The organism is Streptomyces longisporoflavus, assembly GCF_014649775.1.
Taxonomy (GTDB): Bacteria; Actinomycetota; Actinomycetes; order Streptomycetales; family Streptomycetaceae; genus Streptomyces; species Streptomyces longisporoflavus.
Window position 1 is genome coordinate 50,925 of record NZ_BMTR01000032.1, and the last position, 11,017, is coordinate 61,941.

Annotated in this window: 10 protein-coding genes; 4 read left to right on the forward strand and 6 right to left on the reverse strand. The window is 68.2% G+C overall.

Annotation, left to right across the window (positions count from 1 at the left end):
* Positions 1 to 196: 196 nt before the first annotated feature.
* Complete coding sequence (locus IE226_RS37780) at positions 197 to 931, reverse strand: dienelactone hydrolase family protein (RefSeq protein ID WP_190086035.1); 735 nt, start codon at positions 929 to 931, stop codon at positions 197 to 199.
* Positions 932 to 1,578: 647 nt separating this feature from the next.
* Complete coding sequence (locus tag IE226_RS37785) at positions 1,579 to 2,070, reverse strand: PaaI family thioesterase (protein ID WP_190086036.1); 492 nt, start codon at positions 2,068 to 2,070, stop codon at positions 1,579 to 1,581.
* Between the two features lie 119 nt (positions 2,071 to 2,189).
* Here IE226_RS37785 and IE226_RS37790 point away from each other — a divergent pair, with 119 nt between their 5' ends.
* Complete coding sequence (locus tag IE226_RS37790) at positions 2,190 to 2,663, forward strand: winged helix-turn-helix transcriptional regulator (RefSeq protein ID WP_190086037.1); 474 nt, start codon at positions 2,190 to 2,192, stop codon at positions 2,661 to 2,663.
* A 61-nt stretch (positions 2,664 to 2,724) separates the two neighbouring features.
* Here the strand turns inward: IE226_RS37790 and IE226_RS37795 are convergent, their stop codons facing one another.
* The gene (locus tag IE226_RS37795) at positions 2,725 to 3,009 is read right to left on the reverse strand and encodes a transposase (RefSeq protein ID WP_190086038.1); all 285 of its coding nucleotides are present in this window, start codon (positions 3,007 to 3,009) and stop codon (positions 2,725 to 2,727) included.
* 671 nt (positions 3,010 to 3,680) lie between these two features.
* The gene (locus tag IE226_RS37800; protein WP_190086039.1) at positions 3,681 to 4,052 is read right to left on the reverse strand and encodes a hypothetical protein; all 372 of its coding nucleotides are present in this window, start codon (positions 4,050 to 4,052) and stop codon (positions 3,681 to 3,683) included.
* Between the two features lie 711 nt (positions 4,053 to 4,763).
* Between IE226_RS37800 and IE226_RS37805 the strand changes: the two genes are divergently transcribed.
* Both IE226_RS37805 and IE226_RS37810 read left to right on the forward strand, forming a co-directional pair.
* On the forward strand, positions 4,764 to 5,729 hold the full coding sequence (locus tag IE226_RS37805; RefSeq protein ID WP_190086040.1) for an esterase/lipase family protein: 966 nt from the start codon (positions 4,764 to 4,766) through the stop codon (positions 5,727 to 5,729).
* A gap of 418 nt (positions 5,730 to 6,147) precedes the next feature.
* Positions 6,148 to 7,245 carry an amidinotransferase gene (locus tag IE226_RS37810; RefSeq protein ID WP_190086041.1) on the forward strand — a complete coding sequence of 366 codons (1,098 nt, stop codon included), beginning with the start codon at positions 6,148 to 6,150 and terminating at the stop codon, positions 7,243 to 7,245.
* A 735-nt stretch (positions 7,246 to 7,980) separates the two neighbouring features.
* On the opposite strand, the gene IE226_RS37815 is transcribed toward IE226_RS37810, so the two are convergent.
* Positions 7,981 to 9,486 (reverse strand): FAD-dependent monooxygenase, encoded by a 1,506-nt coding sequence (locus IE226_RS37815; protein WP_229871794.1) that lies wholly within the window; start codon positions 9,484 to 9,486, stop codon positions 7,981 to 7,983.
* A 76-nt stretch (positions 9,487 to 9,562) separates the two neighbouring features.
* Positions 9,563 to 10,174 (reverse strand): acyl-CoA-like ligand-binding transcription factor, encoded by a 612-nt coding sequence (locus IE226_RS37820; protein WP_190086043.1) that lies wholly within the window; start codon positions 10,172 to 10,174, stop codon positions 9,563 to 9,565.
* Positions 10,175 to 10,412: 238 nt separating this feature from the next.
* On the opposite strand from IE226_RS37820, the gene IE226_RS37825 reads away from it, so the two are divergent.
* Positions 10,413 to 10,940, forward strand: a complete 528-nt coding sequence (locus IE226_RS37825) for a hypothetical protein (RefSeq protein WP_190086044.1) — start codon at positions 10,413 to 10,415, stop codon at positions 10,938 to 10,940.
* Positions 10,941 to 11,017 lie beyond the last annotated feature (77 nt).

Here is an 11,017-nt window from a genome sequence, read left to right on the forward strand (position 1 = left end):
TGGTCGAGAGGGAGTCGGCTGTTGGTCAGCCCCGCCTACCACAGCTGACCGGCCGGACGGGCCAGTTCTGCCTCACGTTCCACTCGGTGGAGGGCGGGCGTCGCCTGCCCTCCACCGACTCCGAAACATTGCCAGGACTCCGAGACGTGTACTTCGGGACGACGTGTACTTCGGGCTCGGTTTCCGGGCCGGAGCCTCAGCTCTTGGTCAGAGCGCGGCCGAGAAGGGGCAGCAGGCGATCCCAGTGGAGCTGCAGTGCGGCGGGGCTGAAGGCATCAGTGTCGGACATGGTGAAGCCGTGGACCGTGCCGGGATAGATCTCGGAGGTGTAGCTGACACCTGCGGAGTCCAGGGCCTGGTTGAGCTCACCGAGGTTCTCGGACGTCAAGTCGCTCTCGGCGTGGCCGAAGTGGACCTCGGCGGTGAGCTTGGAGAGACTTTCGGGTCCGTCGACTCCCACCGGGCCGTGGAAAGCGGCGAGGGCGGCTACCTGGCCGCTGTGGGCCGAAGCAGTGCGCGTCGCCAGGAGGCCGCCGATGCAGTAGCCGGTCACCGCGACCGGTCCGGCGCTGGCCTCCGGCTGCGCGGTGAGGAACTCGAGATAGGCGTCGGCATCGCTCAGAACCCGTTCTGTGGTGTGCGCCTCGATCATGGGCATCAGCTGAGCGAAGATCGCGGGCCGGGCCTCTTCTCCGATGTGCTCGGGGAGTTCGATCACCGGTGCCGGGCCGTGCCGGTAGAAGAGGTTGGGGACGAGCACGTAGTACCCGTGCCCGGCCAGTTCGTGGGCCATCTCCCGCAGCACGGGCCGGATCCCGAAGCCGTCCGCGTACATCAGCACCCCCGGGTGCCGTCCGTCACCGTCTGGGAAGGCGGCGAACGCGTCGGCCCGGCCGTCCGCGGTAGGAATCTGCAACATCTTGGTGGGCATGAACTCTCCTGTCGTGGTTGATCTGTCAAACCTGTGATCAATACGACGGAGGCGGAGCCCGCGCAGCGGCGCGAGATCCTCGATCCAACGGCCAGCCGGCACCGGCCCGTGCGGCGCTCAGAGAAGCACCGGGTCACCAATCCGTGTGTGGCGCAAGGCCGTCCCGGTAGTCATGGCTGCACAACGTAGCCCAGTGGATAGAGTCGACGCCAGCCCATCAGGTCACCGGTGCCGTTCGCGGGGACGATCTCGGTCGCCCCCTCGGGAACCTCAGCCCGGTCGACACGCTGCCCGTGACAGGGCCCATCCTGCGGCTGTACGGCTGTCACTGCGCTTCGAAACACCACCCTGCCGAACGCTCCGAACGTGGCCGGCCGGAGCGACTCTCCGGTCGGGTCTGCCCCTGTTCGTAGGGCGTGACGTTGTGCCCGGTGTTCCTCGCGTTCGGCTCGCTGGTGGATCGCGCACGGCATGCCCGGCTCGGGGGCAGTGTGGTCAGCCGGGGCAGGAAGTTCGGGGTGCAGTTCACCCGCCGCGACTACCGGCACCGAGCCCGCCTCGCCGACCCCGACGCCCCGGCCCGCCACCAGTGGCTCACCATCCCCACCCACCTGCCCAGGGCGTTCTCGTCTCGAACTTCCGGGACGCTACGCGGGAATCGGGAAGAGCAGGCAGCTGCTGGTGGCGTGGGCGAGCAGGCGGTCGTCCGCGTCGAGCAGCTGGGCCTGGGCGAGGGCGGTGCGGCGCCCGCCGTTGACCACGGTGCCGATGGCGCGCACCCGGCCCGTCTCCGCGGTGATCGGCCGCAGGAACTTCACGGTCAGGTCGAGCGACGTGTACGCGGTCCCCCGGGGGAGTGTGGACTGGACGGCGCAGCCCGCCGCCGAGTCGAGCAGGGTGGCGAACACGCCTCCGTGCACGCTGCCGATGGGGTTGTAGTGCTCTTCGCCCGGCAAGAATGAGAAGACTGCCCGGCCGTGCTCCACCTCGTCCAGGTCGAAGTCGAGGGTCTGGCCGATGGGCGGTCGTGGGATCAGCCCGGCCTGCATCGCCCGCAGGAAGTCCAGGCCGGCCAGCTCGCGGGCGGACTGTGCGGGGATCGAGGGGTCGTCCCAGCTGTATGTACGCGTGCGTCCCACAGTCCCGCGCCTTCCGTTCGGCCGCTCCCGGCCACCTCGCCATCTGACTTCGCTCAGTGAAGCTAGCTGTGTCCGCTTCTGACTGTCAATGGTGAAGCCAGGGGCTCTACGATGACGGGATGGAGTGGCTTGAGGCGAGCACGGAGAACTGTCCGGTCCAGCGCGCCCTGGACGTGGTGGGGGAGAAGTGGACGCTGCTGATCCTGCGCGACGCCGTCAACGGGGTGCGCCGCTTCGACGACTTCCACCGCCACATCGGGCTCTCGGAGGCCGTCCTCAGCGACCGGCTGCGCAAGCTCACCGCGGCCGGAGTCCTGGAGGCCGTCCGCTACCAAGAGCCGGGCAGCCGTTCGCGCAACGAGTACCGGCTGACCCGCAAGGGCTGGGAACTGTGGCCCGTCCTGATGGCGCTGGGCCAGTGGGGGGAGCGCCACGCCCTCGGCGCGCAGAGCCCCGGCCCCGTCCTGGACGTCCGCCACACCGACTGCGGCGCGCCGGTCCGTGTCACCGTCCAGTGCGATGCGGAGCACACCGCGCTGTCTCCCCGCGACGTCACCGCCCAACTGGGTCCGGGCGCGCGCCGGCAGGCGTGAGCGGTCGTCGTAGACCTCTCCAGCGTTCACGCCCGCTACGGATCCGGATCGACAAAGTTGATCACGACATCACACAGGCTCTGGCAGAAGACGGTGTAAGCCGTCGAAAGACGCCGGCCTGCTCCCAGCGGTCCAGGCGGAGGCACCACGTCTGCCCGGAACCGAACCCCAGCTCCAGCGGCAGGAGTTGCCAGGCGATGTCGTTGACCAGGACGTAGAAGATGCCCTGCAGACACAGCCGGTCGTTCACCGGCCGATGCCCCGGCGACCGCTCCGGCCAGGGCAGCAGCAGCGGCTTGATCAGCTCCCACAGGGCATCGTCGACAATCCAAGGGCGCGTACTCACACCCACAGCCGGGTCATTACACCGGTCACGCCCTACTAGCTGTGCCGAAACTCGATAGTTGTCACCGACGGCACCGCATAGGCTGCACACAAACCAGGTTGAAGCAGCAGGACTGTCACCAGAAGGGCGCCGGAGTTGTCACACATAGCCGATCACTGGTCTTCCCGTCGCCGGGGCGCGATGTGACTCGCGACGACCTTGTCGCCCTGCTCCGTGAACAGACACCCGCATGCGGGCCTGCACGGGAGGCCTTGATCGCCGGGGCTGACTTCGTCGTCTGGGACGGCCTGGTCCCGGCCAACCGGCACGCGGGCGTCTTCCGGCGTCGGATGCACCACTCCTTGAAGCGCGGCCATACGGTCGGGGGCTTGGCCGAGAGTGTCGACATCCTTCTGCGAGCCGGGGAAGAGCCGCTTCGTACAGGATCCATCAGCGCGGCTGACAGGTCATCCTGGTTCTTGGTCTTCCTGAACTCCACGGCGACCGTAGTGATGGCCTGCTGCGGCGGACGCAGACCCATCACCATGGAGTCGGCTGACACCCCCGAGCCCGGGTGAGAAGAGGCGGTAATCCCTCGCAGCCATCCGCGCCCACTGGTACACGGTCGCTCGCGGACAGATTCAACTACGGGTTCGGTGTCAGTTCAGCGAAGACCGTCTTCGCCGCTGCTCTTACGTGGGGTCGTAGAGGTCCTGTGGTGAGGCGTCCAGGATGAGCCCGTTGTCGAAGCGGACCCGTACCGTCACCAGTGGCCCCTGTTCCTGGAAGGCGACCCATGCCGGCCGCAGTGCGCCGATCTTCTCCTTCAGCTGTTTCCTGCTTTCCGGGGGCATGGCGTCACCGTAGGAGTCGAGCAGCGATGTGAGCCGCTCGTATTCGCGGACGTCGGCATCCTCGCGGAGGTGTTGGACGACTTCTTCTACGGTTCCTGCGGTGTCGGCGGCGAGGGAGAGGATGCCGATGACCGTACCGGATACCTCGATCGGGTCGGTCAGGCGGAGATCGGCGGCCAGCTTGACCCGCTGGCCTTCCTGCAGAGTCATGGGCTTCCCTGTTCTACGGTCCGGTCGTGCTCACCCTCCATGATCGCCCTCGTCCGGCTGGGCCGTGATACCGCCCGGGCCGCCGGCCGCGATCGCAAGGCCGCCTCCAGGCGGTGTTCAGGTCCGGCGACGGACCTCAGAACGCATATCTGTTCTCCCCGGAGTTCGAACTCCTCCTGGCTGCCTGCCCGGAACGACAACTTCCGCTACGCCCGCACCGGTTTCCAGACCGGGCACTTCGCACAGCTCGGAACACAGGTCCCGCACCTGCTCGTCGATGCCACCCTGGCGGCCCGGCTCTGCGAGGCAGAAGCCCGGCTGCAGGCGTACCGCCAGCCGGCCGGGGCGCTGGAGCTGACCGAGACGGCCGCCATCAGGTGGGGGGGCAGCGAGCGTCAGCACGAGCGAGCCCCCGGCGTACGAGCGAGCCCGCGGCCGCCGAGGCTGAGGGAGGCGGGCCATGGGCGACTCAAGGCGTACGCCGGGTAACGCGCTGGTTTGACGCGGGGGTCCTGTCAGACGAGAGCGGTAGGCGGGACCTCCAACCACCGGGCGATGCACCGGTTCGCGGCCTGGCTCTAGCTTCGGCTGGGCGGAGGCAAGCCGTACCCGTGCCGGTGCCTGTACCTGTGTCGGTATCTGTACCCGTATCGGTGTCCGCTCCTGTGGCGGTGTCTGCCTCCGTATCCGAAGCATCCAGGAGGAGGAGAGATGCATTTACCAGCCATAGAGTGCAGAACCAGGCAGGGGCCCGGCGCGGCAGCCGCGCTGGTCCTCGCCTTGGTCGCCGCCCTGGCGGTACTGGTGGGGCAGGCCACCCCGGCGGCGGCGCAGGCCGCGCCGCCGCGCGATGACAGTGTCGACGAACCGGTCATCATGATCCACGGCTTCCACGAGCGGCCCTACCTGGGCGACCCGGTGCCCTGGGGGTACGACTGCGCCGACTGGTGGAAGGCCGCCCGGGGTGCGATGACCGCGCAGGGCTGGACCGGCGAACTGCGCACCTACGGGTACTACCAGAGCGACGAGAACTGCGACTGGTATTACACCAACGACACTCCCGACGAGGCGAAGCAGGCCAGGCTCGGGGACCGCAACACGCCACTCACCGACGTGGCCCAGGATCTCGCGTGGAAGATCTACCGCTCCTACTCGTCCAAAGGCAAGTCGGTGGACGTCATGGCGCACTCGATGGGCGGCCTGGTGATCCGGTCCGCGCTCACCGAAGTCAGCAAGGGCAACCCCTGGTTCCCGCCGCACCTGTACGTCGAGGATGTCGTCACGTACGGCACTCCGCATGCCGGAACCACCGTCAGCGCCCTGTGCGGGAATCGCTTCAACCGCTTCAATCAGTGCGACGAGATGCAGGTCAACTCGGCGTTCCTGCAGAACCAGATCCAGAACCCGCAGGGAGCGCACGGCACCGACTGGACGCTCTTCGGCTCCGACTTCGACTACTTCGTGCCGGCCCGGAGCGCCACGGGCATGGAGGCCGACCACAAGGTGATCTACGACCGGAGCGCGCGGATCAACCACCAGAGCCTCCATGCGATCACCGACGGCACATACGGCATGAGGTACATCAACACCCCGAACGCCCGCTGGACGCATGACGACACCGGGGCGGCCCCCGTGCGCGCAGGCACCAACTCGCTGTACTGGCACAAGGCCTGGTGACCGCCGGTCTTCGTACCACCGTCGCCGACGAGAACGGTAACCACCTCAGTGCTCATTGAGAGCGTGGCCGCGGCAACCAGCCGCGGCCACTTCCCTGACGCGCCCGCCGCCGTCAAGGACGGTCCCTCCTGCCCCGCACCTCGGCCGCCTGATCCTCGGGTTTACGAAAGTGCAGGTCACAGGAGCCGCGGGGCGGCAGAGGCGGGAGTCGGCGACAGCCGGGGCGTGCTGCCTTGAGTAAAATTCGGTAAAGCGGGTTACCGGCTCCTTGAAGACTTCTGTGAGCGGAGGCGGTTTGTATGACGGTGGTGCACAGGCCCCGAACCTCGGCGGAGGCAGTCGACCAAGCCGCCGTTACGTGGGCTGCGGCCCGCCGGAGTGAGGGCTGGCGCGGGGAGCGGCGCGGGAGTCGGGAGTCATGACGGGCCACGTCACGGAACCTCTCGTCTCGCCGGTCAGTTCCCACAATGAGTGGGACCCGCTGGAGGAGATCATCGTTGGGCGTATCGAGGGCGCGACGATCCCCTCCAACCATCCGGTCGTGGCCTGCAACATTCCGACGTGGGCGGCGCGTCTGCAGGGGCTCGCCTCCGGCTTCGCGTATCCGAGCTTCCTGACCGAGAAGGCGCAGGAAGAACTGGACCAGTTCGTCGAACTCCTGGAGTCGCTCGGCATCACGGTGAGACGCCCGGAGGCGGTCGACCACAAGGCGGGCTTCGGCACGCCCGACTGGTCGTCGCACGGCTTCTGCAACGCCTGCCCGCGCGACAGCATGCTCGTGATCGGCGACGAGATCATCGAGACCCCGATGGCCTGGCCGTGCCGGTATTTCGAGACCCACTCCTACCGCGAGATCCTCAAGGACTACTTCCGGCGCGGAGCGCGCTGGACGGCAGCGCCGAGACCGCAGCTCACCGACGAGCTGTTCGAGAAGGATTACTCCGTCCCGGGTGACGACGAACCCATGCGCTACATCCTCACCGAGTTCGAGCCGGTGTTCGACGCGGCGGATTTCGTGCGCGCGGGGCGAGACCTGTTCGTCACGCGGAGCAACGTCACCAACCGTTCGGGCATCGAATGGCTGCGTCGGCATCTGGGTGAGGGTTATCGCATCCACGAGATCGAGAGCCGCTGCCGCGTGCCGATGCACATCGACACGACGTTCCTCCCGCTCGCGCCGGGCAAGGTGCTGGTCAATCCGGAGTACGTCGACCGGCTGCCCGACGTCCTGAGCTCGTGGGAGGTCCTGGTCGCCCCCGAACCCGAACCGATCGACGAGCGGCTGCTCAAGCTCACTTCGATGTGCGGGAAGTGGCTCAGCATGAACGTGCTGATGGTCGACGAGAAGCGGGTGATCGTGGAGCGGCACCACACGGGCATGATGCGCGCACTCGAAGGGTGGGGCTTCGAGCCGCTGCCGTGTGAACTGCTGCACTACGCGCCTTTCGGCGGCTCATTCCACTGTGCGACGCTCGATGTCCGCCGCCGTGGCACGCTCGAATCGTACGTCGACTGACCGGTGTACGTGCGCCGGCCGGTGCTCCGGATCGTGGTGCGCGGGTGCCGGAAACGTGGGCGGGCAGGTATGCGGATGCGACCGGCGCTGCCCCGGGAGCCCCCGGGCGGCGTGCTGCCGGCCTCGAATGACCTCACCGCCCTCGTCGAGGCGGGTGCGCGCCGGCGGGGTCGTGGTGTTGAGCGGCGCCGGGCTGTCCACCGAGTCGGGCATCCCGGACTACGGCAGCAAGCACGGCTCTCGGAGGCGGGATACTTCCATGTCGTATCAGGAGTTCGTCGGCGACGAGCGGGCGCGCCGGCGGCAATTGAGCGCGTAGCCGACTCGGGTGACCGGCCAGCCATGGTGCCGCCGGCGTTCACCGCAGCCTGATTCACCGCCACGGTGCTCTGCACACAGCCGTCACCGCCCGCTTGGGCCAGCCCCTGCCGAGCACGACTGCCGGAACGCAGGTCAGCCGCAAGTTGCTGCTGGCCGACGTCGCGAACCTCACGGCCCGCAGCGGGAGACTACCGGTAGCCGCGCACATCACCCGGCTCGAACGGCGCCTGTCCGAGGCGCCGGGCCAGACGGTTTGGGAAGCATCCGGCCTTGGGGAGCCGGCCGGCATCGAGATGCTCACACGCCGGACCGCCGAGTCGGAGCAGTAGATTCTCGGTCTGCGCGGCGAACTCGCCGTACGGGACGAGGACCTTGAAGCCGCCCGCGCTGCGAACCGCGAGCTGATGGCCGGGGTCAGCCGCTGACCTGCTCCGGCTCACGGGCGCCGCTCAGTGGCGTGCCGAACCACTGGTGCAGTGCGGCTCGCAGGCCGCTGGCGTCTTTCGGCTCGTGGCCGGTCCACGCTATGTGGGAGTCGGGGCGCAGCAGCAGGCCGGTCGCGTTCGTGCCCTCTGCCTTGCCGCTTATGACATCGACCCGGTCGTGCCAGGGCTTCGCGGTCTCGGCGAAGTCGCCGCACGGGTCCAGCAGCAAGGGCCGGGCGGTGGTGGTCAAGTCGGCCAGTCGACGGGTGCCCGCGCCGGTGTGGACCACGAGGTCGGGCGCGAAGTCCTCGGTGGTTCCAGCGAGCAGGTGGGCGATGCGTTCAGTGCCGCCGGGTGAGGCGAGCAGGTCGCCGAAGACGGTCCGCAGGGCACTGACTTCCGGTCCGGGGCGCATCAGTGCCGACTGGGACAGGGTCGAGGCCACGACGTGTTCTGCGACAGGTCGGCGTTCCTCGTCGTAGGTGTCGAGCAGACCTTCGGGGGCCCGCCCTCGCACTGTGGCGGCCAGCTTCCAACCGAGGTTGACCGCGTCCTGCAGGCCGAGGTTGAGTCCCGGGCCGCCGATCGCCGAGTGCACGTGGGCCGCGTCGCCCAGCAGCAGTACCCGCCTGTCCCGGTAGCGGTCTGCCAGTCGGGTGTTTCCGCCGGCCAGTCGTCGAAGCAGGTGTGGTCCCTCTCCTTGCGGCGGACCCAGCGGGACGGGCACTCCCAGCACGCGTTCGGCGCTCGCCATCATCTCTTCGAATGTCATCGGGGTGGTGTGCTCGTCCGGCCTGCCGGTTTCGGTGGTGTTGAGGACCGGCACTCGGCCAGGCAGCAGGCCCCACGCGATCGTGCCGCGCTCCGTGCGCACGTACAGCAGGGGTGGCAAGCTCCCGTAGCCGGGAACGTGCAGGCTGCCGTCCGGGCCCAGGTATTCGTCCGCCACGGACACGTTCGCGGAGCGGGTGACGAAGTCGTCGGTGGTCACGCCGGGGAAGCCGATGCCGGACAGGCGTCGCACCAGGCTGCGCCCTCCGTCAGCCCCTACCAGGTAACGGGCGGTGAGAGCCTCACCGTCGGCAAGGGTGATCCGGACGAAGTCGTTGTCCTGGTGCAGATCGGCCACCTCCTGCCCCCTGCGGAGGTCGACGCCGAGTTCCACGGCGCGTTCGGCGAGGACCTTTTCGATCTGCTCCTGCGGCGCCGGGAGGAGGCTGACGGGGTTGTCGTCGAGTCCTGTGAGGTCCAGCGTGAATGCGCCGAACATGTAGCGGGGCGCGGGGCGGGGCGGCTCGCTGGATCCGCTGATGCGTGTGTAGAGACCACGTCGGTCGAGCATGCGCACCACCTGACCGACCAGACCGTTCGCCCTGGGCTCGGTCTTCGGGCCGGCGAGACGCTCCAGCACAACAGGGCGCACCCCAGCCAGTGCCAGCTCGCAGGCGAGCATCAACCCGTTCGGGCCGCCGCCGACAATGACTACATCAAGCATGACGATTCTCCTTTTTGGGGAATGGCGGAGTAGAGGCTGCGAGCGGCAGCCCCTGTTCAGGGTGGAGGGGAGGGGCCTACGGAGTGGGAAGTCCGGTGGCCACCATGCGCAGAGCCCGGGGCAGCAGAACCTCCATCGGCTCGCCCGTGTCGCCTTGCACGAACAGCTCGAGGGCGACATTGTTCGCGGCCATCACGCTCGCGGCCGCCAGGCGAGGGTAGAGATCGGACGCGGGGTCCGTGCCTGTGCGGTCGGCGATCGCCGCGGCAAGCTCCTTCTCCGCAATCTTGCTCGCCCGCAGCATCTCGGCCTCCAGCGCGGGTTCGGCCAACATCACCCGCAGGCCGGCCGCCCACTCACCCGGCTCCTGGGGTGGCATGTGCTCCACCTCGGGGCCAGGCTCCAGCTGCCGGAGTGCCGCCCGAGTGATTGCCTCCCACAAGGGCTCGCCGGGCGGTCCGTGACGCAGCTCGGCCGCGAGCCGCAAGGAGCGCTCAAGGTAGCGAAACGCAATCGCTTCGGCCTTGCTGGAGAAGTAGTTGTTGTAGGTGCGCGGAGACACCCCGACCGCCGCGGCGATGTCTTCCACCTTGACCGCACTCAGCCCGCGCTCGACGGTGAGCCGGACTGCGGCCCAGCTCAGCGCTGCGCGCGTGGCTTCCTTCTTCCGTTCCCGAAGACCACTCATGCCATTCACGGTAGCAGAACCTGCGTGGCACGCAATTATTCGCGTCACGCAAGTTTCTGGCGGGGAACTGCCGACTCTGACTGGATGAGGGGGCAGCCGCCTGGCGTCTTCCGCATCCAATCGCCCTCAAGTCGTGGACCCCCGCCTGCCCGTCATGCCCGAGCCATGACTGTCGCGGCGGAGGGCGGGGCTGGTTTTGATCTACAGCGGCATGCTGACGCCCGGGATGATCTCCGCCATGGTCGACTCTGCCCTCTGGATATCCACGCTGACCGCCGGCACCGCAGTCATGGCCAGCTGGGTCACCAGCAGAGGGACCGCCAGGGCCGCGCAGATCCAGGCGGCCACCGCCGAGCGGATGCAGCGGTCCGTACATGTGAGCGAGGCACGGCGCGCTGCCTACGTCAGCCTCATCGAGCAGGCACACAAGATGGCCGAACTGTACTGGGCAGTGTCCGACATCCACGCCTCCGGCGGCTCCCGCGCGGAACAGGTGCCCGCGCTGAAGGAGATAAGGGTCGGCCTCCGCGAGGCCTACAGCAGACTGCGCCACTGCATATGGGTGATCAGCCTGGAAGGACCGGACGATGTCGCCGAGGCCGCGGAGACACTGCGCCTGGCGACCCGGCCCCCCTACCGTGTGCTCGACGAGGCGATCGCGGACGACCCCAACGCCCTCACGGCCTTCGACCAGTATTACGACCCCTTCTGGCAGTCCCTGCTGACCTTCGTCGCGACCGCCCGGGTCGCCGTGCACAACCTTTGACCATCCTCGCCCCGATGAATGAGGGCGATTCCCTTCAGCTCGCGTGAGCGGGCTTGAGGGCTTCACGCATCCGCCTC

Bases quoted from the DNA above. Each gene is read 5' to 3' on its own strand.
- IE226_RS37780 (WP_190086035.1), bottom strand. From the start codon at position 931: ATGCCCACCAAGATGTTGCAGATTCCTACCGCGGACGGCCGGGCCGAC.
- IE226_RS37790 (WP_190086037.1), top strand. From the start codon at position 2,190: ATGGAGTGGCTTGAGGCGAGCACGGAGAACTGTCCGGTCCAGCGCGCC.
- IE226_RS37800 (WP_190086039.1), bottom strand. From the start codon at position 4,052: ATGACTCTGCAGGAAGGCCAGCGGGTCAAGCTGGCCGCCGATCTCCGC.
- IE226_RS37805 (WP_190086040.1), top strand. From the start codon at position 4,764: ATGCATTTACCAGCCATAGAGTGCAGAACCAGGCAGGGGCCCGGCGCG.
- IE226_RS37810 (WP_190086041.1), top strand. From the start codon at position 6,148: ATGACGGGCCACGTCACGGAACCTCTCGTCTCGCCGGTCAGTTCCCAC.
- IE226_RS37815 (WP_229871794.1), bottom strand. From the start codon at position 9,486: ATGCTTGATGTAGTCATTGTCGGCGGCGGCCCGAACGGGTTGATGCTC.
- IE226_RS37820 (WP_190086043.1), bottom strand. From the start codon at position 10,174: ATGAGTGGTCTTCGGGAACGGAAGAAGGAAGCCACGCGCGCAGCGCTG.
- IE226_RS37825 (WP_190086044.1), top strand. From the start codon at position 10,413: ATGGTCGACTCTGCCCTCTGGATATCCACGCTGACCGCCGGCACCGCA.